Source organism: Bradyrhizobium sp. CB82 (genome assembly GCF_029714405.1).
In the GTDB taxonomy this organism is placed as follows: domain Bacteria; phylum Pseudomonadota; class Alphaproteobacteria; order Rhizobiales; family Xanthobacteraceae; genus Bradyrhizobium.
This window is the reverse complement of record NZ_CP121650.1, coordinates 8,401,188-8,425,353: the sequence shown is the minus strand read 5'-3', so window position 1 is coordinate 8,425,353 and position 24,166 is coordinate 8,401,188. Positions and strand designations below refer to the sequence as shown.

Sequence of the window (24,166 nt, the reverse complement as noted above, 5' to 3'; positions counted from 1 at the left end):
CAACTGCGAATGACCCTAATGCAAGTGGCTATATCGATTCTCGATTAAAACTCTCTTTCAGAGAGAAACCGGCCTGTCGGGGCGGCATGCTGACAAAGTCGAGGACACGAAAACGCTTGGAATGCGATCAAATCGACGTTCAGCCAAGAATAAGTACTTCGTTTTCCGCAGTCTGCGCGTCGATACAAGACCTATCTGTTGCTCGGGCGGCTCGACAAGCGGACATCAATGATACCCAGGAATCATCGTTCGAACCGCGCGCACATACGAGAGTATGCTGACCTATACGTAGGTATGGTCGGAGCTAAGCGATTCATACATTCCCTGAAAAGCGTCGAACCGTGACACAAAACGGAGTGCGGCTGTCCGACCCAGCGTGTCCGCCCCCACAAAGTTTCTTTATGTCGACGGCGGCGCACAACTAGCCCGTTCGCAGAATTGAGTGCATTGGGCACTGCGTGCCGTTCTCCTCGCTTTCTTTTGGGGCGACGCAAAATCAGTCCGCACCCGATCGTCGGCTTGCCGGAGCTCGCAAGAATGAGTTCAAGCGTAATGCGCGGTATGTGCCACAAGCAAATGCGGCCGACTTACGTATGCCCGAAAGAAAGGCCGCCAAATGGCGGCCCAAGAAAGTCAGACTTCGCGCTAGGTCAAACGATCACGTCCAAAAAACAGCCCCGGGTAAAACAGATAACGATGCAAACCAGATGTCCGGTGCGGAAAAGCTAGGACATTTCGACGACGGACAGCAATATCATTTGTTCTGTTCCTACCGAGAATGGCGGGGGCTGCGGCCTCGGCCCGGCTGTGTCGAGCAGCTTCATGTGGAGCTGTAGGGCAAAAGGCCGCGTGGCATTGGCTTGATGGAAGCTTGGCGAATGCGCCGCTCGCTGCGCGAGCTCGTCCGCGATATCGGCAGTGGCAATCGTACAACCAGCCCAGGCCGGCTTGTACGGCCGAGGTCAGTGTACCGCCGTTGCTGCCGTAGCGCTTTCGAATCGCGATAATGTCAGAGCGAGTGCTTGTGAACCCGATTGCGAGGAGATCGTTAGGAGCGGTATAGCGCGACAATCAGGATGAGAGCGGCGCGTCAATCAAGATGAGACGAGGCGGCCGAGTCAGGAGATAATTGACGCTGGCTGTCGGCTTGGCAAGCGTTGATTGACGCTGCGCAACGATCAAGCGGCGCTGCCAGCGTCAATCACAGCCTTGTCGAGCTCGTTGGGGGTGGTGTGAACGGGCGGCCGGCCTGGGCCGCGCTTGCGATCGAGGGCAACTTTTCGGCGGTAGCTCTCGACGTTCATCTCGAGGATCGTGGCGTGGTGGACCAAACGATCGATGGCTGCCAGCGTCATTGCCTGATCCGGGAAGATACGTCCCCATTCGCCAAATGGCTGATTGGCGGTGATCAGCAGTGAGCGTCGTTCGTAACGGGCCGCGATCAGCTCGAACAGCACACTGGTCTCTGCCTGATCCTTGCTCACATATGTGATGTCGTCGAGGATCAGGAGGTCATAGCGATCGAGTTTGGCGATCGCGGACTCCAGCGCCAACTCGCGCCGCGCGACCTGCAGCCGTTGCACCAGATCAGTGGTGCGCGCGAAGAGAACGCGCCAACCGTTCTCGACGAGAGCCAGGCCGATCGCTGCGCCGAGATGGGTCTTGCCGCCGCCCGGCGGACCAGCGTCATAATGCCGGGTGTCTGGGATCTGAGGTGGAGATCCTTTACCCGTTCCATCCGCAATGCGGAGCGTCAGTCGTCGTTGTCGCCTGCAAGCGGCTTGGTGGTGAGACGCATTTTGTTATCAGACAACCTGACGCCACGCTAACGCTGCTGCCGGCATGGATGGCGGCTCCCGCCGCCGCTTCCTTCCATCTCAAAGCTGATCCGCGGCTTCCGGTGGATCGTCTACTGGAGGCGCGTCTTCTTGTTGACGCGCTCTTAGCCTCCTCTTCCAGGGAATCGTCCCATTCGCGAGGAGGCGGTCATGGCGGACGCATCACGTCGTCAGGGGGATCTGTTCGAGAGCCCTCCGACATACAGCAGCATTCCAATCGAAGCCCATCAGCAAATGCTGGAGCTCTTAAAGGAGCTTCTGACCGAAGCGCTCACCGACAGCGCAGTCGAGGCACACGACGTGAACCGGGAGGACAGCGGTGAGCAAGATCACGCCTGAGCACCTTGCTCGCCAGGCCGTCGTCTACATTCGTCAGTCGACGGCCGACCAGGTTATCAACAACCGCGAGAGCCAGCGCCGCCAGTACGGCTTGGCCGACCGTGCGCGGCAGCTGGGCTGGAGCGAGGTGGTCGTAATCGACGACGATCTCGGTCGCTCTGGTGGCGGCACCGCGCGTCCCGGGTTCGAGAAGCTGCTCGCCGCCATTTGCGAAGGGCGAGTTGGCGCTGTGGTCTCGATTGAGGCCTCTCGGCTGGCCCGCAACGGCAGGGATTGGCATACGCTCCTGGAGTTCTGCGGGCTCGTTGGAACACTGATCGTCGATGAGGATGGCGTCTACGATCCGCGCCACCCCAACGACCGCCTTCTGCTCGGCATGAAGGGCACGATGAGCGAGATGGAGCTGTCTATCTTTCGGCAACGCTCGCTTGAAGCCTTGAAGCAGAAGGCACGCAGGGGTGAGCTCTTCCTCAACGTCGCTATCGGCTATCTCAAGGTTTCCCACGATCGGATCGAGAAGGACCCTGATCGGCGCATTCAGGAGGCGCTCGCACTCGTGTTCACTAAGTTTGCCGAGATGCAGACACTGCGCCAGGTCCACCTCTGGTTACGGCAGGAGCGAATCACTTTGCCCGCGGTCGGCCGTGGCCCCGAGGGCCGCCACGTCGAATGGAAGTTACCAGTGTACAATACGATCTACCACATCCTGACCAACCCCGCCTATGCTGGCGCCTATGCCTTCGGGCGCTCGGGCAGTCGGGTGACGATCGAGGCCGGCCGCAAGAGGATCGTGCGGGGCTTCCGGCGCGAGCGCAACGACTGGGAGGTTTTGATCAAGGACCACCATGAGGGCTACATTACGTGGGCGGAGTTCGAGAGGAATCAGCGCCTGATCACCGACAACGCCAACGGAAAAAGCTTCATGAGTCGTGGCTCGGTCCGCCGCGGCGAAGGCCTTCTCGCGGGGCTTCTTCGTTGCGGCCACTGCGGCCGCAAACTTCACGTTGCCTACAGCGGCACGCACAGTACTGTCGGGCGCTATCATTGCCGCGGTAGCCAGATCAACCATGGTGGAGATCCGTGCATCTCATTCGGCGGTCTGCGCGCGGATCGCGCGATCAGCGCGGAGGTCATCGCGCGGCTGCAGCCGCTGGGTGTACAGGCGGCGCTGGCGGCCATGGAAGCGCGCGGGCGCGAACACGCCGACAAGCTGCGTCAGCTCGAGTTGACTCTGGAGCAGGCACGCTACGAGGCAACTCGCGCTCGTCGGCGATACGAGGCTGTCGATCCGGACAATCGCCTTGTTGCCGGCGAGCTGGAGCGGCGCTGGAACGAACGCCTGGTCGCTGTCCGCGAGCTTGAGGGCGAGCGCGAGACGTTGTTGGCTACGCCGGAGATGACGTTGAGCGACATCGATCGCGATCGGTTACTTGCGCTTGGTGCCGATCTCGAGAGAGCTTGGGAAAGTCCGGGTGCAACAGCTGCGACGCGCAAGAGGATCATCCGATGCTTGATCCATGAGATCGTTGTGCGCATCCGCGACGAGGTGCTGGACTTGATTGTCCACTGGCATGGCGGCGATCACACGGCATTGCAGGTGAGGAAGAACCGCACCGGCGAGCACCGCTGGAGCACCGCGGCAGATGTGGTCGATCTCGTTCGTGTCCTCGCGCGTCAGATGCCCGACAGCACCATCGCCGCGGTTCTCAACCGCGCCAGTAAGTCGACGGGGCGGGGCAACAGTTGGACCCGTGTCCGCGTTCGCAGCCTGCGCAACCAACACGCCATCGCGGCCTACCGAGAGGGCGAGCGCGCCGAGCGTGGAGAGGTCACTTTGGACGAAGCTGCAACTGCGTTGAAAGTCAGTCCTTCGACGGTTCGCCGTCTGATCGAAGAACAGAGCTTGCCTGCGCAGCAGCTATGCAAAGGCGCACCGTGGATGATCAAAGCGGTTGATCTGGAACATCCCAATGTCAAGCGCGCCGCGCATGCGCGGCGGTTCCGGCGGCCATCGTCTGGCGATCCGGGTCAAAAAGAACTTCAACTCTAAGGGGGTAGCGAGATGGGCAGTATGAATCTGACTCGGGCGGGCCGAACAAGAGCAGATTGGCACCGGCCTTCAACCAGGCGTCGCCGGCGGCGAGCGCCATCGCCTGTGCCTTCGACAGCATCGGCACGCTCTCGAAGTCGAACGTGGCGAGCGTCTTGCCGGCAGGCAAACGCGCTTCCACCATGTGTCGTTCGATCCGACGGCGCGTGCGGTCCGCGGCCTCGTGCTCGGCAAGGGCTGCGAGGAAGCGGGCGGCCGGCCATCCTTCCTTGTCCGACTGTGCGGCGAGCTTCGGCCAGATCGCCTTGACGCCGGGCAGGCGCAGCTCATTGAGCAGCAGCTCGACGCGGGCGGCATCGATGGAGGTAGCGATGCTGGTCATGCTGCTTCTCCCAGGTTCGAGCGGCCCGACACGATGCCGACGGAGGCCAGCTCATCGTAGACATCGAGCGACGCCAGCTTGACGGCGACACTCGGGATCGAGGCCGCCTCGGGTCGGAAGCGGTCGCGCAGCGCGGCAAGATCGGGTAATCGTCCGGCCTCCAGATCCATCGCGATCGCCTCGGCGAGTTCTGCTTCGCAAGCTCGCTCGTGGGCCAGCGCCAGAAGTTCGACCGTTACCTTGCAGGCGCGCCGGTCATCACCATGCTCCCGCAAGGTCTCGAACAGGCGCCTATAGGCCGTGCGCGGGAAGAGCTGGTCGCGATAAACGAGATTGAGGAGCGCCATCGGCTTGCGCCGCAGGGCATGGATGACGTGCCGGTAATCCACGACATGACCGCCCTGGCTCTCCGACACGGGTCGCCCCCGCCGCAGCGTCACGACCGGCGTGACGCCAAGGAAGCATTCGAGCCGGTCGTCGAAGATGCGTACACGCAGGCGATGGCCGATCAATCTTGAAGGCACGGTGTAGAACACCCGCCGCAGGATGAAGCCGCCTGACGACGTCACCGGGATCACCTTCTCCTCGAAGTCGGTCGTGCGGCCTTTTGGCAGCGGCGCCAATGCCTCCTTCTCGAGCGCGATCGGCTTGGCGAGGTTGGCGTTGCGCCGGCCGACAATCTCGTCGACAAACGCCCGGTACGCATCGAGACTGGCGAAGTCGCGCGTCCCCCGCAGCAACAGCGCATCTTCCAGTGCCCGCTTGAGATGGCCATGCGCGCTCTCGATCGAGCCGTTCTCATGTGCGATGCCCGCATTGTTGCGCGTTGGCGCCATACCATAGTGGCCCATCAGCCCGGCGTAGCGCTGCGTCAGATCCTCCCGTGCGTCGGCGGCCAGATTGCGGAATGCTGCCGACAGGCTGTCGCTGCGATGCTCCCGCGGCACGCCGCCAAGCGCCCACAGCGCGTTTTGCAAGCCCTCCGCCAGGGCGACGAAGCTTTCGCCGCCGAGCACGACATGGGCATGCTCGAAGCCGGAGAACGCCAGCCGGAAGTGATAAAGCCGGTGATCGAGCGCTTCATCTGCGATGGTAATGCCGAGCGCGCTTGTGTCGGTAAAATCCGACAGACCCAGACGGCCGGGCTCGTGCTCCTGGCGGAAGATCACGTCCTGTTCGGGACCGTTGAGCGCTCGCCAGGCATTGATGCGCCGCTCCAGCGTGCGACGAATGTTCGCCTTGAGGTCGGGATGCCGTCGGCGCAGCTCGTCCAGCACGCCGATCACGCGGATGCCGGGCGCAGCCTTCAAGATCGGAACGATCTCGGCGTCCCAATAGGACGCAAGTGGATCGGACCGGCGCCGGCCCCTCGGCGCCTTCTTCTGCGATGGCGGACGACAATCGCCCTCAATTCGATACGCGCTTGCCTTCGAGAATCCCGCCTTGGCCGCGGCGGTCTCGGGGGACAGTGTCTGTCGGTAGGTCATGTACAGCCTCATCTGGTGGTCGGTGATGTGCAGGCCAGGCAAGGCATCGATTCCCTCTTGTCGAGACGAATCAATAGCTTGCACTAGCCCCGCCCAGCCGCCAGACGGGTCCAAAAAACGCGCGACGCCGATGGGGACGGTCCTCCGGTCGGGCTACGCCCTCCCTTCGGTCCGTCCCCATCGGCGCAGTCTCATCCTGATTGTCGCTGGAGTCTCACCCTGATCGCCGCCGCGCAGAGCGGTGTCGTGTGGCTCTCCACTCGGGCCGATCCGCGTCCAGAATTGCGTGCTATCCGCCAGGACCATCTGACCCCGACCCTGCCCGTCTGTAAGCCTGAAGCAACTGCTCGATCGGGGCTCGGTCGGCGGATCAGGACCGTCTCGTCATGCTCGCTCTGTGAGGGGACTGCGCCGCAAGCGAGCCGAGTACGAAGGTATCGGTGGGACCGGACCACGGGGACCAAGCGTCAGAGTTCGGCTTTTCGTGCTCGCGCGTTGCGCTTCAGACAAGGTGTCGGGAATTGAACCAGACGAGATCATCGTTGGCAAACCAAACGGCTAGAGATTTCCACATGCCGTCGCTCTTCGCGTCCCAATTCGTCTAAGGACCGGAACGGCGCTTGCTTAACGACAGGGGGAGCCACGTCTTCAAGTGCCGGCGGTCAAATATATTCGCCTGTAATGGGTCCGGGACATCGGTTCTTCAACAAGAGGGGCTGATAACATGTCCGGTGCTGCCGCTGCGTTTCTGTGCTCTTCAAGCAATTCACGAGCGACGGTCTATGATCGGCTCAAGCAAATGGTTCCGAAGCTCGGCGACCGCACCTACGGCACAGGCCGGGCGCGACCTGACCGCTCGCCACCCATGTCCGGCGCACGCACGTTATCCTGCGCAGAACTCGGAGGAGCGTCGTCGTCAGGTTCTCGACAGCTATCGATCATAGCAGTCTCCAGGACGAAATCATTGCTGCGATCGCAATGCAAGAACGCTGGAGCTCGTGGTCGGGATACTAGGACGCGGCATGTTGGGGTGTTCACGCTAATTTTTGCTCGGCTCCGATGCAGTCGGCTCATTCCGTGGCAAATCACAACCGACCCCAGGCTTCAAATTGGCCTATAATCCGAAAGTGAGAACGAGTGGAGTTCCCATCAACCAACTGGGTGCGCCAACAATCGGGCAGTGCGGACCCGCAAGAGAACTCCCCGGCTCCGTCCGCAGATGCGGCGGCCTTTGAGCAGCAGCTGAGCGAGATCGGCAATTCAGGCAGCCGGGTGATGATGCCGTCGCCCATTCATCAACTGGGCGCATCGCCATCGGAGGCTCAGCCCATCATGCAAGGGAGCGGGCCAGAAGACGCGCCAGCATCGCAGAGTGGTGGCGGTGGAGCGATGGAGGCCGCCTCGGCGCTGCAGCGGACTCAGTCAACTGGGGTTTTGGCGGGTGGTAGCAAGCGCCCTGTTTATCCCCAGGATGCCTTTATTATTTTGAGACTTGAGCCAGCTCTCATAAAAGGGGGGGCTGCGAAACGCACCGCAGGGAACAATGTAAGTAACCTTCTTACTTTGGACCGTTGGCTCTTTGAAAATAAGAAGGAGGCTATTGCTTCCCGGCTTGATGATGAGTCACTGGCTGCTGATGTCGCCGAGTTCATAGGAAAGGGTGGTACCAAAAAGGTTCGCAAGGCGCTAGACCATCTCCGCACCGCCGAGTTATCGGGCGGAATCGTGCCGATCACTGGCCTTGCCGAGTTGACTCCTTATCCCGAGGACGCGGCTCTCATCAAGGAGTACAAAAACGAAGAACGGACATCTACCGCCCGGAACTATTCAACTGCTCTTAGCGGGTTCAGTGACTACCTGCGTGAAAAGAAAAAACGCGGCATTACGGGTCGGCTTTCCGATAAATCGCTGGACGAAGATATCCGCGCCTACAAGAAAGGGCCCGTTCGTGACCCGCAGATCGGGTCCGCACTGGCGCGTCTCCGAAAGTCTCGAGCGGGCGCCCAAGCGATAGAACTCGAGCGTCAGGTGCTCCCAGCTCCTTTGAAAGACGCGATCCTGATGGAGTCGCCATGCGTTCGGGACGCCGCTGCGCAGCACAGCGCATCGGAGCTCGCCATCCAGTGGCCAGAGGTGCTTCGTGCGGAAGGGCATGATGGGGATCTGGCTTCGGGCACGATGGACGAAGCCAGCCCCTCGTCGTCTCCCGAGAGAACCGCGCAGGACGGAGCATCGCCAGAGCAGACGCCGCTCATCATACAAGGGAGTGCGCCAGAAGACATGCCAGCGTCTCATCGTGGAGACGGTGGAGCGATGTTGGGCGCCTCGGTGCTGCAGCCGCGCGAGTCAACTGGGGTTTACGTCGATGGCAGCATGCGCCCTCTTTATTCCGATGACGCATCCCTTATCGTAGGGCTTGAGGAAACCATCGTTGGGTCCAATGGAGAGCATCTTCTCAACTTGGCTCGTTGGCTCTTTGCAAACAGCAGGCCCGGCATTGCTGCTCGGTTGCACGACGATTCACTTAGCCAGGATGTCGAAGAGTTCGAAAGGAGCTATGGTTCATCGTCCGTCGTTACGGCCTTAGCTCTTCTTAGGGCTCCTCGGTCGACGGAAGTAGTGTCGCCGCGCGTGAAACGCGCTGTTCTGAATCCTTATCCCGATGATGCAGCGCTCATCAACCAATACAAAGCAGCGCCCGCGCAAGGGATCACTCAAGATACCGCCAAGAGCTACGCAACTCTTCTTGCCGACTTGAGTAACTATCTGCGGAATAAAATCAAGGCGGGCATTGCTGCTCGGCTTGCCAACCGGTCGCTGCATGAACTAGATAAGGATGTCGAGGCCTATAAGGACTCCGGTGGTAAACGGAAGATCCGTACCGCACTCTCTCATTTCCTAAAATCGCCGGCGGTCGCCCGAGCGATGGGGCTTGAGCGCCAGCTTCCCTCCCGACCTGAACGTGCGGTCGTGACGGAGCCGAGATTCGTTGGAGATGATGCTACGCAGCATAGCGCATCGCTGGGAGCTGTCAGCGGCGCGGAGGTCCTCCCTACGGAGGGGCACGATGGGAATTTGACTTGGGAGATGATGGACGAAGCGTCGTCGACGCTTGAGCCAACCGCGCGGCCCACTGCGTCACCACCGGCGACCCAGCCCATCATGCAGGCGAGCGCGCATGAATACACCCGCGCGTCGCAGGAACGCCGTGGGACGATGCCTGGGGCTTCCGCGCCGCAGCCGGGCCAGTCGCCTTGGGCTTTTGCAGGTCTGATCGGAGATCCTCTTTATTCCCGGGACGCGTCCCTTATCGAAGAACTAAGACCAGCGCTCATCAAACGCGGCTTCAAACCCCGCAGCATCAGGGACAATGTCAATGCTCTTCTCAGATTGGGGCGTTGGCTCCTTAAAAACAACAAGCCGGAAATTGCTGCTCGGCTTGACCACGAGTCGCTGGATGAAGATACCAGGGCATTCGACAAGACTCGGAACCGGTCCATCCTTACGGCATTAGGTCATCTCCGGGCATCCAAGTTGGAAAGCGGAAGCAAGCCGATCGCAAGCCGCGCTGACTGGAATCCCTATGATGATGATGCGGCCCTCATTAAAGAATACAAAGCAACCGTCACCACGAACCGCAAAACTGCGAACAAATACGCAACTGCTCTTAGCAGCTTCAGTGAGTACCTTCGCAAGGGCAACAAACCGGGATTTGCTGCTCGGCTTTTCAATAAGTCGTTGGATGAAGATGTCACGAGCTATAGGAACGAGCCCGGCAGTAATCGGAAGATCCGTGCTGCACTGTCTCACTTACGAGAATCGGCGGCAGGCGCCCGAGGAATCGAACTCGAGGAGCCGGCTGATCAACCTGGCGACGCGGCTGACGATGACGAGTCCTTGGGTCCTTTCAATGGGCCCCGCGACCACAATCACTTTCTGGACGAGCTGATGGGTTGGAGCGATCTCTCTCCAAGCGAGGAAGTCCTCATCAACAATGAGCAAGACACCCCGGAGGTGAGACCAGCGGAGAGACTGGGTGCTTTGAAGAATTCGCAAGGCCTTCCCAGTGAGCACCAGCTCAGCGAGAGCGACAACTTAGACGGTCGTGTGCCGCAGGCCTCCGCACACGACGTGGATGCAGCATTGCCTGAGGTGCGACCCACGATGCATGCAAGCGCGCACGAATACTCCACCCCGTCGCATGCTGCAGGCGAGCGGATCAAATTCCCCACCGGGTCGAAGGGACGTTCTCGTCGCGGATCCCTTGCTGGCTTGGGGCCTAGCACGCGCCCCATTCATCCTGAGGATGCGTCTTTCATCTCAGGGCTTAAGGAAGCAATGGTTCTGGCAAATTACCGGGAGACTACCGCAGATGCCAATGTACGTGCTCTTCGCAGGCTGAGCCATTGGCTCTTGCTCAGCGAGAAGCCGGCCATCAACGTTCGGCTTGAGGACAAATCGCTGGATCAGGATGCCGAAAAGTCCGGTGATCGCTTCATCGGTATAGCACTAGCTCATCTTCGGGAGTTCAAGTCGCCCCGCGGAATTGCTCCAATCGCACGGCGAGTTAAGGGGGCGGGGGAGTCCGCAGCGCAGCCCATCGCCTCGCAGGGGCCTTTCAGTTGGCCCGAGGAGCTCCCCCCGGGGGAGGATGATCAGGATGTTCCCGAGGGAGCCTTAAGCTGGCCAGAGGAGCTCGCTTGGGAGAGTAATCATCAGATGTCTCTCGAGCCATCGGCGCACGAGCGTCGCGCGCCCGATCCCAGCGGGGCTTTTCACGCCTTGAACTGGGACCGTGAGCACCAGCAGGCGTCAGATGAGCTGCTGCATGGACTTGAGATCAACAATCTCCCACCAGGTGAGGAGGTGCTCATCAATTATGAGCAGAGAACGGTAGAGTTCACAGCAGCGAAGAGGCAGAGGACATTAAGTCCGCAACGTCTCGACACGATCTGGCAGTCGGCCGGGGCAGTTATGCCCAACGCAGGAGCGGTTGACGATTCTCTCTATCCCGGCGACGCGGATCTCATCAAGAAGTACAAAATGAAAGCTGCGACTGAGGGTACTTCAGGTACGGCTAACATCTATGCGTCCATGCTCAGCGAGTTCAGTCGCTACCTTCGCCGAAACAACAAGCACGGCATTGATGCCCAACTTAACGACCCGTCGCTCAATGAACTGGATCAAGATGCCACGCTATATAAAGGGGCCGGAGGTTACAGAGCTATCAGCGCAGCGCTGGCTCATCTCCGGAACGGAGCGAGCAAACGCATTCCCGCTCCTTTTTACGTTGCGGACGCGTCTCTTATTGCAGGACTCGAGCCCGTGCTCATCGACGCGGGGTATGAGGCGAACACGGCCAAGACCCAATATGTTCGTCCTCTTCGCAGATTCAGCCAGTGGCTATTTGCAAACAACAAGTCGGGACTCGCTGCTCGGCTCAACGAAGAGTCGATAGACAACGATGCAGCGGAATTCGAAAAAGGTCGGAAGAAGCGGGTCCTTCCTGCCGCTCTAGATCGTCTCCGGAACTCCCAGTCCGAGGGCGGAATAGCATGGATCACAGTCCGCTCGAGAGACGTTGAGAGCGTCGCTCCGGAGCACAATTGGCCAGAGGAGCTTCCCCCGGAAGGTGACGATCAGGATCTGCTTGGGGAGATAGAGGAAGAAAGCCGGCCGTACGAGAGGACCACCTTTGAGCAGACACAGGAGGTAGAACAAGTTCGACGGTCGGTATCCAGGTCCAGCTCAACCTGGTCGCCACAGATGCCGTTTGACCTTGATTGGAGTCTTTGGCCGGCTTGGGAAACCACGCCATCATTGCCTATCGCGGCTCAATCGCTGTCCATACCGCACGAGCTGCGTGACGATGCTCACTATGCGTTTCCGCGCACGCCGCCCTCCGGTGCTCCGGCCGGAACTTGGGATCCGACAGCCTCGATTCCCGGCTCCAGCGGGCGGGTGCTCGAGGACTTGGAATGGTTGGGCGATGAGCATATCGGGGCGGATTACGCACTCCTGTTGCAGGAGTTGCAGAGGGACAATCCAGATCTGGCGGCCCGGACTCGATTAGTGGAGCCCGCGACAGCCCATCTGCTGCGAAGGACCCCGAACGAGGACGTCGTCCTGGAAAACCTGCAGGGGATCGTCAACGACCAGGATGGCAACGATACCGCCCGCTTCTTGTTTATGCCAGTAAATGACGATGAGGAGAATGGCGGCCGCCATTGGTCCTTGCTGCTCCTTGATCGCGGCGCGCCGGAAGGGCCGGTTGCCTATCACTACGACTCCGCCGGAGGACGCAATCACACCTATGCAGCAAAGCTCGCAGAAGTCATGCTCGCCTGGAGCAATCCCGAATGGCTCAGCAGCAGAACAGTTGCGATTGCGGCGTCTACGTGGTGGATGGCACGCGAGAGCTGGTTAGCCAATTGTCGCAAGGGCAACGGCCAGAGCTGCTAAACCTCGACAATCTCGTCGCGGATCGGCGGGCACTCCAATACCGTCTCAGAGCTGACCGCGGCACGGCCAATGGGTGCTCCCAATTCGCAATGTAAGGACGAAAACTTGGACCCTTTCACCCCGCGATGAGGAAGTTACAAGAACGCGGCGAGACCATGTTGCATGGTTTAGGAGTTGGCCTTGACAGCAACTCTCTCCTCGGTGCCGGCGACACACCGCCAGGTGTTTCGGAGGCACTGCTTTGCAGACAGAAGGCTGGCTAGTGTGAGCGTGCGGGTCACTTGATCACTGTAGCGGCCGAAGCTGCTCGAGCCCATATGACCTGCTACTGAGCTTTCATCAGCGGCAGTTAGAGTCTCGGGGTTCGTGCAGCGAGACCGAAGTTTGGACCACCCAGATCTAGAGTTTTGCGCCTCTATCACGTTGTCGAGCTGGCTGCGCCGACGTGGTTGCGCGGCAAAATCGGCGGTCGACGATCATTCCCTGTCGTGGGACCTGGCTCCGTTCGTTATGGCGGTGTAGGGCTTGCTTGAGCCGCCGCCAAGCCGGCGAGCGCAACCGCCAACGATAAGACCTATCGGGTCGCCGTATGCGCGCCGATGACTCAATGGTCACGCGGTGCACGAACTGTCGACCGCCAGATTGATGCGGCTCGCAAGGCCGCTCGCCCCAGTGTCGATCAGTTGACGCAGAAAAAGCTGCCGGTGGAATCCGCCCTGATGTTAAGAAGCGATCACGATGGCGGAAACTCACTCGAACTCATCCTTGTGTTTTGCCTTCCGATAGGTTTTAAGCCTGTAAGTTCATTGAACTCGACGTCAACGGAAACCGATCTTTGCGGGTTTGCCCTGCTCAAACAAAGGTAACCGAGTCGGCATAGCTCACCATTTGAAGCTTCTGCGCCTCTCAAAGGAATGCATCATGGCTAAGATGACCAAGAATCAGCTTATTTACGCGATTGCTGAAGGAGCGAACATTTCCAAGGCTGACGTAAAGGCCGTCATCGAGCAGATGGCGGCTGTAGGCTATAATGAGCTGAATAAGTCAGGTGAGTTCGTCATTCCGGGGTTCGTCAAAATGTCGGTCGTGAACAAGCCCGCTACTGAAGCCCGCACCGGAATTAATCCCTTTACGAAGGAGCCGATGGAATTCGCGGCGAAGCCGGCCAGCAAATCAGTTAGGGCATCACCTCTCAAGGCTGCCAAAGACGCAGTAGCGGTATGACCAGGCCGGCGGTCTCTGGATTGTTGCAATTGGTGCATGGCCAACATGCCTGGTGCGATCGTAGCAAATCGTAGCCCACGCGCTTCAGGTCTCTCACGCTCCTGATCCGGTGCTTCCGAAGTATCTACGGGGAAGGCAACGCATTGTTCGCGCGGGTGGAAGAACCTGAGGCAATGCAGCGCACTGCCTCCGCTTGCAAAGAGGCCTTCGAACAGGTTAACCACGGGTCCTTTCGCGCTTTGCGATTATGGAAAACTGTCTCATTAAAAAGGTACCCAGAAGTCAACGGGCGATCGCCTCGGCATCGTGTCAAGAACGAGGGGAAATCCAACCGGATGTAACTTTGGTATGACTGCGATTGTGTCGGACGCACGTCTTGATGTGTGCCCGTCAGTCGTGGAATACCGCTCACGCCTTACCACGACTGTGCGGCGACGGAAGCGGAATAGGTCGCGCTATGGTGCTTGAAGGGCGTGATGGGTTACCTGCCCAAACTTCATACTGATCGGCAAGCTTCAAGAGACGTTGCTTCGTAAACGGATCAGCTCGCTCAGCAATCTCGCGGACTAGGGACGCTCGCGCCCGATAGAAATCCTCGTTCATAAGACACCAAGAGCATGTGGCCCCCTCTGCAGTCTACGCGTAGGTAGGGGCGCGCCTTTTTGCCTCCTCGCGAATTGCTCCGCATATCGAGCAAGCATTATTGCAGCGTACGCGGGGCAGCCTCCATCGTTCTTGCCAGCAGCCGGTCTTCAAGCTGCCGGATTTTGTCCAACAGCTCATGGGCCTCGACGGCATCGCGGGCGTGATGATTGATGACGCCGCCCGTGAGAAACGCAATGGCCAATGTTGCGTCTGAAACATCCTCGTCGATAAGCGTGGTTGCCAGCTTCTCAGCCAGCAGCTTTGCGCGGGCCAGCGGATCGCCTATGACCTGTGGCGGCACGGGCCGTACCGGTTCTGCCATTCGGAGCTATCCTTGCGTCAGCTTAACTTGTAGCATCTACATTCCCGAGCATTCAATCTTTCGAAATCACAAATACCGAGGCTGAATGCAATTTATCCCAACGTTAGCGTTATCAAATGGGGATCATTCCTCCACCTGCGAAGTCAGCTTTCGGGTGGCGAGCAGGAGTCAGCGGATGGTCAGAGCCGACGGCCGATTGAACATCACGTAGCGGAATCTGCTTTCCCCGTTAAGGTGGGTTATGAGCAAGAGCACCGTCGATATTGTCCCTGACATTCCCGAACGATTCTGGCAGTGCACTATGACACCGCCCACGATCCGAATTCGCCGACTCTACAGGGCATCGAGAGCGGGGCAAACTGCCAGAACTTCGCCTACGAACTGCTGCGGCACTTCGGGCGACACGTTCCCAACCTGCGATCAAGCAATCTTTGGGAGGATACGCTAGATACGGTTCCTGTTGTCGATTATCAGCCGCTAGACCTCCTGCTATTTAACAGGACTAGCGTCGGGGGTGCCCATGTCGCCGTCTGCGTTGGCAATGATCGGGCGATCCATCTATGCAGCAGTGTTGGCGTAGCCGCCGTATGGCCCCTTGTGCAGTTTGCTCAACGTCCAGAGTACCGGGTTCTCGTTGCAAAGCGTGCGATACACCCCACGTCCGATCGCTAAACTTGCGTAGAGCTGACGAGTCTCACTACCTGCACGCCGCAACGGTCAACGCCGAATGGAAGTGTTCGAAAGCCAGCCTGCGCGGCTGCATAGGGACGAAAGAAAGTCGAGGCCCCGCTTGGTTTCCAACTGAGACTTGTAGCGCGAAGGTTGAACCGGCAAAGCCAGAAGCGCAAGCTCAACCGCTATCTCAACTGCGTATTTGGACAAGACGCTGGCCTCAGCCGCATCTACGGTTGAGGCCAGATAGCTATCTTTTCGCGATGATCGAGAGCATACACCGGGGACGAGTTCTTCTATTCCGTCCTCTTGACGATCTTATCATTGCGCACTGCCTTACCCATTTCAGGTGAGCTTCGTCGGTCCGCAATGCGAAACCCGCATGACGTGGCATCGGGCGATCAGCGTAGAGTTAAAGTTGAGCGGATGGCTCGTTGTCTCAGGCATCGGCGTCGTCGCGGTGTTGCTCCAGTGCGGCATCGAGGTGCTTGAACAACGTATGGCCGGCGAAGGGTTTTGGCAGGAACCCAACTGCTCCCCGATTCAGCGCAGAGGCGCGAATGCGGTCACTACCGAAGGCAGTCATGAAAATGAATGGTGCGTCGTATCGCTGGGCCCGCATCTCTCTCAGTAAGTCCAAGCCGCTCATCACCGCCATCTGCACATCCGTAATCACACAGGATGTTTCGCTCAACTGGGGCGAGCGCAGGAACTTTTCAGCCGACGCAAATGTATGGACGATGTAGTCGCGCGATTTTAAAAGGTTCTCTATCGCAAAACGGACCGACGTGTCGTCATCGACGACGGAAATCATAGGCGTAGACAATATGCGCCCTCCTGACGCTGAAAAGAGCTTGCCGAAGCATTAGCATCCTGGACGACAAGTAGGCTGGATGACGAATTTCTAAAATCATACTTAGGTTTGCCGCAGCGATTAGTATGACTTTTCATTTGCTCAGTCATCTGATCAGGTCGGCCGACGAGCATGCGCGCGAAGTGTTTGGCTCCCGCGCGTATTATGCGAAGGCCGAAAATCGCCTCGCCGCGGCTTGCCGATAGCTATCTGAGCGCTACAGACGAACCGAGCAGCTTGGGAGCCGCCCACCTCGGGGCGTGCGAGAACATTGCCCGCTCTCTGAGCAGAGTGAGCTTTTGCGCCGATCGCATCTGGTACCTGCGTGATCTGCTCTCGCCAAAATCGGTTCTGCCCCCGCATGCCTATTCATTGATCGTGGCTAATTTTGCAGGTCGAGAAAGCGCAAGGGATTGTCGATCCAGGATCACGATCTCGCGTTGAGAATTGCCCATGAAATCAAGGATGCCCGCCTTGTGCAGTTGCGACACCGCACGCGATACAGTCTCGAGCGTCAGGCCAAGGTAATCGGCGATATCGCGGCGGGACATCGGTAGCGAAATTACGCCGGCGGCGGATAGCCGCCCATCCATCTCAAGCAAGATCGCGGCAACCCTCTCAAGTGAGGTTTTGCGTCCCAGCAACAGCATATTGTTTTTGGCGTGCTGCAGGTTGTCGGTTGTCAGACCGAGCAGGTTACGCCAGACAACGACATCACTGTCGGCAGCCACTTCAAGGCTTGCCCGTCTCCATCACGCGAACAGTGGTTTTGACCACCGCTTCTGCGGTAAATCGATGTGTCTCACCGTTCTCGAGCCCAAAGATGTCGACGTCCAAATGAAATGCGCCGATCTGGCGGCGACCGTCAGAGAGCAATTTATAGCTCCGCACCGCTCCGCGTTTGACCTGATAGATATACTCGGCGGCTTCCTTCTCGCCGTAGATTTCCCATCCCTTTCTGTAAGTGAATTCACCTAGGCCGATCATTGGGGTGGAATCGCTCGACAGGCCAAAATCTCTGAGCGAATCTGAGCGAGGCGTCTGGTTCACCGGAGCCCGAACCCGGGAGACCACGTCGCTTGGCCTGTCAGGCGATGAGCGCGTTGCTTGCCGCGGCTTCATGCTGCCATGAGTTTCGCGAGCCACGTCAACGCTTCGCGTTCCTTGGTGGCGATCCACGTGCGCAATTTGACCTCGTCAAAATGTCCAAGCCTTGAATAGCTTTCCCTGGCCAGGAATTTCGCCCCGAGCTGCCGCTGCCTGTATAGTTCTCTTGTTCTCGCCTGTTATTCGGGCGACATCTTCTACCTTGATGGCATTTGGGCGTCCCGTTCATCGGTTCTTCGCGCCAATCACGGGGTCGATTAACTGTCTGATGGCTTCGGGGCGGGTAAGATTTTGCTGTTTTTGCTGGCGCTTCAATCGTGTCCGCTTGTCGGCGTGTATGTCTGAATCCCGACACGAAGGCGTAAATGATCGGCAGGCGCGGCACAGTGCATTGATTTTCTCTTCCTCAAGCAAGTCTCGCACAGATACTTTTGCGGCATGCTGATTGCAGGGAGACTATAAAGGACCGTTTCGGCAATCGTGGTCTCTCGGTCAACGACGCAGGAAAGATGAAAGTTCTCGATCCTATGCAAATTGATACCAAACACTGCCCCGGTAAGGCACTTCCCCTGCTTTGTCCATCGCGGGTCCCTCCATCGTTCTTCACGACGATCGCAGACCATGTCGTTCACGCAAACTAAAAGCGAAGCTCCCGGCACAGGAATTCTGATGAGCTCAACGCAAGCAATTCGTGAACGCCTGCGCGACGCGGGCGCGTCGTTTGCGGCAAACGACAATATCGCAGAATACCTGCTGCCTGGTGATATTGAGGTGATCCAAGCCGAGGTCGAGCAGCACGTGCAGGCTGTGCTTGAAGCCCTGGTTATCGACACCAGCCGCGACCACAACACCAAAGCGACCGCGAAGCGCATTGCCAGGATGTACGTGCGCGAGGTTTTTGCCGGGCGCTTTGAGCCCGCGCCAGAGATTACGGACTTCCCGAACGCGAGCGGCCTGAACGAACTCTACACGTTGGGTCCCATTGCCGTGCGCTCGACGTGCTCGCATCACCTCGTACCCATGATTGGCCGCATGTGGGTCGGCGTGGTGCCCGGCGAAAAAGTGATCGGTATCAGCAAATTTGTGCGCCTTGCCAACTGGATCATGTCGCGCCCGCACATCCAGGAGGAGGCCGCTGTTATGCTGGCGGACGAACTGGAACGCCGTATCCTGCCGAAGGGATTGGCCGTCATCGTTAGGGCGCAGCACCAATGCATGATCTGGCGTGGTGTTCGCGAGGCTGACACCATCATGATAACCAGCATCATGCGCGGTGCTTTCCGCGACGACAGGACATTGCGCAGCGAATTTATGGCACTGATCAAGGATCAACCGTGACGTACCTATCGACGAAGACATACGGTCATGAAATCGGACTATCCGCTACGTTTCGCCAGTGGCGCGCGCTGTCACACTGTCGTCTGCTGCACGGTTACTCGTTATCATTTCGCTTCGAGTTCGAGGCCGACACCCTAGACGACAAGAATTGGGTCGTCGATTTTGGCGGCCTCAAAGAGCTGAAAGCGATCCTCGAAGACACGTTTGACCATAAGACCGTCGTAGCTGCGGACGATCCGGAGCTTGAATGGTTCCACGAAGCGGCGCGACGCGGCGTGGCGGATATCGTTGTGCTACCTGCTGTCGGCTGCGAAAAGTTTGCCGAGCACGTCTACGGCATCGCGAGCAAGTGGCTGCTGACGGAGCGACTTGCTCCGCGTTGCCGGCTTGCATCTGTCGAAGTCAAAGAGCACGGTGCGAACAGCGCGATCTATCGGGGAACGAGCCGTGCTGCCGGTCAACGAGATCTTTGAAACTATTCAAGGCGAAGCCTGCAAGAGCGGCACGCCGACCGTGTTCCTGCGGCTACAGGCCTGCCCAGTTGGTTGCCCTTGGTGCGACAGCAAGCATACATGGGTCGCAGATCCAGCACACCAAGTATCGATAGCCGAGATCACGGCCAAGGTCGAGGACGCCAACACCTGGGCTATGATGTCGCCGGAGGAAATGCTGCTCGCCGTAGAGGGGTTTCGGGCTCGGCATGTCGTGATCACGGGTGGCGAGCCCGCAGCGTACGACCTTCAGCCATTGACGACGCTACTTATCAAGTCTGGCTACTCGGTGCAGGTGGAGACATCGGGCACCCATGCCATTCAGGTGCACCCCTGCACGTGGGTAACCATCAGCCCGAAAATTGGCATGCCCGGCGGGCTTGTTGTTTTGGATGAAGCGCTGCGGCGTGGCAACGAGATCAAACATTGCGTGGGCAAGCCTGCTGATATCGAGAAGCTCCTGGCCCTCAACATCCCGCGCGAGTTCATGCCGATGATATGGCTGCAGCCCTTGAGCCAAAGCCGGAAGGCGACGAAGCTTTGCATTCAGGAGGCGACCGCGCGCGACTGGCGTGTCAGCATTCAGACACATAAGTTTCTCGGCGTGCGGTAAGAACCCGTGCGCGTTCAAGCGTTCTGCGGCTTCACCTTTGAGACGATCATGAATCGCGTCCTCTAAGTCTGAATTCAATGAAGGGAAAGCGGCATTCATCGCAGGCTTCTTGCCGTTGTTCGCCATTGCCAAGCGCGCCTGATCTGAACTCTTCACATTCTAAGCGAATCCTCCCAATGACCGATTTCACATCCGGAGCCGCGCTGGTTTTGTTTTCTGGCGGACAGGATTCCGCTACCTGCCTCGCTTGGGCGCTGTCGCGCTTTGCCCGGGTTGAGACCGTCGGCTTTGCCTATGGCCAACGCCATGCGATCGAGCTGACCTGCTGCGATCAGTTGCTGAACGGACTGAAGAAGCTGCGCGTAGACTGGGCGAGCAAGCTCGGCGACAAGCATACGCTTGAGATCCCCACACTGGCTGCGATATCAAAGACCGCACTGACCCGCGAGATGGCGATCGAGATAGGCGCGGACGGGATGCCCAACACGTTCGTGCCAGGCCGCAATCTGATCTTTTTGACCTTTGCCGCGGCGCTCGCCTACCCGCGCCGGATTTCTCATATCGTTGGCGGCATGTGCGAGAAAGATCATTCCTGCGCCCCCGATTGCCGGGACGTGACCATCCGCGCGCTGAACAGTGCGCTCAACCATGGCATGTTGAGGGACTTTCATCTACACACGCCGCTGATGTGGCTGGACAAGGCGGCGATTTGGCGGCTTGCCTCCGAGCTCGGCGGAGCGGAACTGGTCGACCTGATCCGCGAGCACTCACACACCTGTTATCTCGGCGAACGCGGTGCCCGGCACGACTGGGGGTTTGGCTGCGGTGAATGTCCCGCCTGTGCGGTGCGTGCAAAGGGCTGGCGGGAGTTTTCCTGTTAGACCTGGTCCAGGCGGTCTATTGACATAGTCGGAACGGCATCTCCCGCAGCACAATGGTGGACCGCGCAAAAACCCTGTTCCAGCACTTCGTGATTTGTCAGGGACTGCTGTCGGATGCCATGGCCGTTATCTGGAAAGAGAGAAGTTGGCGCGCGTCATGCCATGAGGAAACCTGGCTGGTATTCGTTTCCTTGGCTCGCTGAAGGATGATGCGGTCTGGCCGGACCGAGTATGCCGCGTCGTGACAACGCTCGCCGGCCATCGCTAGTCGGGACCGGTCAGGAGTAGGTCAATCCGCTCTGGCGCTGAAATTCGTCGAAAAACGCAGCTAAACACAGAATTTAAGCGAGAACACCCTGCTCATTGCACCAATCACATTGGATCATAGCGCATAATCAGCGTCTGTTTTCACGCCGGGGCCTTCCGACAGCCAGATCCTCGTTGAGTGCGCGTACCAACAGCATTGCAACGGAGCCGCAAGTTCAAATTGAGATTGCAGGTTGTTTGTACGAAGCGCACCAATCTGAGGCCGAGAAAGCCCATTCAGGTGAGAAACGATAAATTGTTCGTTCACTATGGGCTGCATTTGCGCCATTGGCTCTCACATCCAGTTCTTCCTTCAGGACCACTTAATCGCCCCAGAGTGAGCCGGCAAACTGCGCAAGCGCCGGTACGCGTCAATGCTCTAATCTTCGCCGGAGCAGTGAGATGAGCACTTTTAACCGGGAGAGCGTGCTGAGCGTTCATCACTGGACCGACAATCTCTTTAGCTTCACCACTACGCGGGATCCGTCGTTTCGCTTCCGTAGCGGCGAATTCACCGAGATCGGACTCAAGGTTGATGAGAAGCCGCTGCTACGTGCCTGCAGCCTGGCCAGCGGCCAGTACGAGGACCGGCTGGAATTCTTCGCGGTCAAGGTGCCGGACGGTCCCTTAACCTCGCGTCTGCAGCATCTGAAGGCGGGGGACGAGATCCTCGTCAGCTGCGAGACAACCGGAACATTGGTCATCGACAATCTCGAGCACGGGCGCAACCTCTATCTGATCGGCACAGGCACAGGACTTGCGCCGTTCCTGAGCGTGATTAAGGACCCTGAGACCTATTTGCGGTTCGAGAATGTCGTGCTGCTGCATGGCTGCCGATGCGTCGCCGAGTTCGCCTATGGCGAGATGATCACCGACAAACTGCCGAGCGACGAATTGCTCGGCGACTTCGTGCGCTACCAGCTGATCTATTACCCAACCGTGACGCGCGATCCCTTCCACAACCGTGGCCGGATCACCGATCTGATTGCGTCAGGCAAGCTGTGTACAGAGATCGAGCTGCCGGAGCTCGATCCGCAGCATGACCGTGTCATGATTTGCGGCAGCCCTGCGCTGGTGCGCGATGCCCGCGAACTGCTGATCGCGAAGGGCTTTGTTGAAGGCAATGACGGTGAGCCCGCGCAATTCGTGGTCGAAAAGGCGTTTGCCGAACGCAAATGGTCTGAGCCTCGGAGAAGGGTTCTGCATGAATCATGACAGCAAGTAGTGCCATGAACCATCGGAAATGACGCTCGTACAGCGCAACCTGGAGCGCTGCAGGCAAGAATCACCGAGACGAAGAGAAATTATCATGAACTGCCGAGGGTGATAATCGAGGTGCTTGTTTCGATGCTTGCCCGCTTGCAGGGTCCAAGAAGACCAGCTGGCTGCGCCGCTTTCTGAATTCGCCTTGGGCAATGTCCGCAACAACGTAAGAGCACCAAAGGTCGAAAATCAGAGCACCCCGATGTCACAGCGAGAATTGTGACCCGGCGAAAAACAAGCGTTGCGCGTTGCACGAGAAGTGCGGTGTTTCTCGGCAGCGTGGCTCCCTGTCTGCACAGGGGAGCAGCCCCGCCCCTTTTCTCCCGGGGCGGGGCTCTTCATTTCTAGTCGTTACCGACGAGCCTATCCAACTCGGAGATTTTCGGCGGAGGGTTTCCCGGAGCGGCCGGTCTTGGGCTCATAGCTAATTCGGGCGCCCTCCGCGAGGGCATTGTAACCGGCTTTCTCGACGGCACTAATGTGCACGAAGATGTCCGGGCCTCCATCGTCTGGTTTGATAAAGCCGTATCCTTTGGTCGGGTTAAACCACTTCACAGTACCTATTGCCAATGCAGTATCTCCGAATTGCAGCCAGTTCATCTAGCCGATGGGGGAGGCAGACATCAAGTCAGGACTGCGAAAGGCGCCTCTCATCCAGATTGTTCTCGACGCGGAGTCGAGCAGTTAGGCCGTGCTCCTATATGATGTTGGCTTCGCTTACAAAGTGACCGAGACCATGCGGCGGCGCTATATTTCGCGAAGGACTACGAGCGGACCTTCGCGGTTCATGAGCGACGGCCGCAGCGGTTGTCAAGAAACTAGAAGATCGGCAAGTAGACGACTTTGGCTTACCCTGGGCGTTATGGAGCGAACAATTGCTGCTCGGACTTGCGTCACCGCCCCCACTCGCACGCATCCAGCGTTGCACCTCGCGGGTGAGACGATCCAACAAGTCTCGTTCTTTCGCTCTCTCCAATTATTGTCAAGTCGCATATTCATCGCCATGAGTGCGAGTCCACCCAAAAGCCGATCATCAAGGACCGGCCGCGCTCCCGCCCCCAACGGCTCTCTTCAGAGCCAATATGAGGTGTTGTTCGCCGCGCCAGGTTCCAGAACCATTGTCACGTTTCAGGGCGTTGTCTTATCCTCGACTTGAACCAAGACGGCAGTGAAAATCAGCCCGTCCGCGAACATAAAGCGACCGCGAAGCTCACGCGTACCGCCGCAAGTATGTGGTAGGGGACGAGAAAGGCGAGCCCGGAATGCATGATCATTTGCACTAAAGGTCACCATAGCGTCCTGGAACCCCAGCCACGCCCCGGTGAGCGGAAACCACGCCTTGAAGATGCTCTCCTTGGCGCTGAAGAGCAGCCGATCCCAATGGATGTCCCCGGGGGCGCCGGTGAGCCACGATTGCTCTTCGTCGACTGCGATGTATGCCAACAGACCCGGTGGCAGCGCCTCGTCGATCTCTGCGTCAATTCCAATTGAATGATAGCTCGCGCGGAAGGCGACAGCTGCTGCGCAGAATCCCGGACAATGCGTTATGCTCCCAACCACAGCTGGCGGCCAAAGGGGTTCACGATGTGGGCCGCTGGGGATCGGGCAAGGAGGAACGCCTAACTCGGACAACGCTGCTCTTGCACAGGCACGTCCGACCGCAAACTCATGCCTTCTTCTGTCGACGGCCATGGCCACGGCTGCTTCCTCCGAGGGCAGGAGTTCAGCTCCGCCGCTCCAAGTACCGGCACAGGTTCGCAAAACAACGTTCGACGGCAGCAGCTGACGGCTCGATCGCAAGCACAGCCGCTCAAGACCGCTATAGCTCCATGACTCTTGCACGTTACGCTCTTCACTTTCTTGGATCGCAACACCTGCCGACCATGTGGGCTC

At 58.7% G+C, this 24,166-nt stretch carries 14 protein-coding genes and 3 pseudogenes; 9 read left to right on the top strand and 8 right to left on the bottom strand.

The features are described 5' to 3' along the window. Positions 1–1,178 precede the first annotated feature (1,178 nt). Positions 1,179–1,682: pseudogene (locus QA640_RS40020) on the bottom strand (ATP-binding protein); the annotation flags it as partial. Between the two features lie 306 nt (positions 1,683–1,988). On the opposite strand from QA640_RS40020, the gene QA640_RS40015 reads away from it, so the two are divergent. Continuing rightward, entirely contained in the window at positions 1,989–2,177 is a 189-nt protein-coding gene (locus QA640_RS40015) for a hypothetical protein (RefSeq protein ID WP_057740873.1), read from the top strand. After that, positions 2,158–4,227 carry a recombinase family protein gene (locus QA640_RS40010; RefSeq protein ID WP_283038109.1) on the top strand — a complete coding sequence of 690 codons (2,070 nt, stop codon included), beginning with the start codon at positions 2,158–2,160 and terminating at the stop codon, positions 4,225–4,227. Before QA640_RS40015 ends, QA640_RS40010 begins: the two co-directional genes overlap by 20 nt. Positions 4,228–4,261: 34 nt before the next feature. On the opposite strand, the pseudogene QA640_RS40005 reads toward QA640_RS40010, so the two are convergent. Both QA640_RS40005 and istA read right to left on the bottom strand, forming a co-directional pair. Continuing rightward, a pseudogene (locus QA640_RS40005) lies at positions 4,262–4,609 on the bottom strand (ATP-binding protein); the annotation flags it as partial. Continuing rightward, entirely contained in the window at positions 4,606–6,108 is a 1,503-nt protein-coding gene (istA, locus tag QA640_RS40000; RefSeq protein WP_283043035.1) for an IS21 family transposase, read from the bottom strand. The pseudogene QA640_RS40005 and the gene istA, both read right to left, overlap by 4 nt. 1,125 nt (positions 6,109–7,233) lie before the next feature. On the opposite strand from istA, the gene QA640_RS39995 reads away from it, so the two are divergent. Both QA640_RS39995 and QA640_RS39990 read left to right on the top strand, forming a co-directional pair. Further along, a complete protein-coding gene (locus QA640_RS39995; RefSeq protein WP_283038108.1) occupies positions 7,234–12,558 on the top strand; it encodes a hypothetical protein in 5,325 nt (1,774 codons plus the stop codon). Positions 12,559–13,479: 921 nt separating this feature from the next. Then, the gene (locus QA640_RS39990; protein ID WP_283038107.1) at positions 13,480–13,782 is read left to right on the top strand and encodes an HU family DNA-binding protein; all 303 of its coding nucleotides are present in this window, start codon (positions 13,480–13,482) and stop codon (positions 13,780–13,782) included. A gap of 700 nt (positions 13,783–14,482) precedes the next feature. Here the strand turns inward: QA640_RS39990 and QA640_RS39985 are convergent. From QA640_RS39985 to QA640_RS39975, 3 genes and pseudogenes are all read right to left on the bottom strand, one after another. Beyond that, positions 14,483–14,749 carry a hypothetical protein gene (locus QA640_RS39985; RefSeq protein WP_283038106.1) on the bottom strand — a complete coding sequence of 89 codons (267 nt, stop codon included), beginning with the start codon at positions 14,747–14,749 and terminating at the stop codon, positions 14,483–14,485. 1,111 nt (positions 14,750–15,860) lie between these two features. Beyond that, positions 15,861–16,250 (bottom strand): response regulator, encoded by a 390-nt coding sequence (locus QA640_RS39980; RefSeq protein WP_283043034.1) that lies wholly within the window; start codon positions 16,248–16,250, stop codon positions 15,861–15,863. A gap of 389 nt (positions 16,251–16,639) precedes the next feature. After that, positions 16,640–17,396, bottom strand: a pseudogene (locus tag QA640_RS39975) (helix-turn-helix domain-containing protein). Positions 17,397–18,002: 606 nt separating this feature from the next. Between QA640_RS39975 and folE the strand changes: the two are divergent. The 5 genes from folE to QA640_RS39950 all read left to right on the top strand — a co-directional run bounded on the left by folE (position 18,003) and on the right by QA640_RS39950 (position 22,225). After that, the gene (folE, locus tag QA640_RS39970) at positions 18,003–18,719 is read left to right on the top strand and encodes a GTP cyclohydrolase I (RefSeq protein ID WP_283038105.1); all 717 of its coding nucleotides are present in this window, start codon (positions 18,003–18,005) and stop codon (positions 18,717–18,719) included. Continuing rightward, positions 18,716–19,192 carry a 6-carboxytetrahydropterin synthase gene (locus tag QA640_RS39965; RefSeq protein WP_128932238.1) on the top strand — a complete coding sequence of 159 codons (477 nt, stop codon included), beginning with the start codon at positions 18,716–18,718 and terminating at the stop codon, positions 19,190–19,192. Before folE ends, QA640_RS39965 begins: the two co-directional genes overlap by 4 nt. Continuing rightward, the gene (queE, locus tag QA640_RS39960) at positions 19,167–19,823 is read left to right on the top strand and encodes a 7-carboxy-7-deazaguanine synthase QueE (protein WP_283038104.1); all 657 of its coding nucleotides are present in this window, start codon (positions 19,167–19,169) and stop codon (positions 19,821–19,823) included. The genes QA640_RS39965 and queE overlap by 26 nt, the downstream gene beginning before the upstream one ends. Positions 19,824–19,999: 176 nt before the next feature. After that, positions 20,000–20,704 (top strand): 7-cyano-7-deazaguanine synthase QueC, encoded by a 705-nt coding sequence (gene queC / locus QA640_RS39955; RefSeq protein WP_283043033.1) that lies wholly within the window; start codon positions 20,000–20,002, stop codon positions 20,702–20,704. A gap of 708 nt (positions 20,705–21,412) precedes the next feature. After that, positions 21,413–22,225 carry a ferredoxin--NADP reductase gene (locus QA640_RS39950; RefSeq protein WP_283038103.1) on the top strand — a complete coding sequence of 271 codons (813 nt, stop codon included), beginning with the start codon at positions 21,413–21,415 and terminating at the stop codon, positions 22,223–22,225. A 411-nt stretch (positions 22,226–22,636) separates the two neighbouring features. Here QA640_RS39950 and QA640_RS39945 read toward each other — a convergent pair whose 3' ends face one another. Next, positions 22,637–22,843 carry a cold-shock protein gene (locus tag QA640_RS39945; protein WP_283043032.1) on the bottom strand — a complete coding sequence of 69 codons (207 nt, stop codon included), beginning with the start codon at positions 22,841–22,843 and terminating at the stop codon, positions 22,637–22,639. A gap of 558 nt (positions 22,844–23,401) precedes the next feature. Beyond that, the gene (locus QA640_RS39940) at positions 23,402–23,965 is read right to left on the bottom strand and encodes a 4'-phosphopantetheinyl transferase superfamily protein (RefSeq protein WP_283043031.1); all 564 of its coding nucleotides are present in this window, start codon (positions 23,963–23,965) and stop codon (positions 23,402–23,404) included. Positions 23,966–24,166 lie beyond the last annotated feature (201 nt).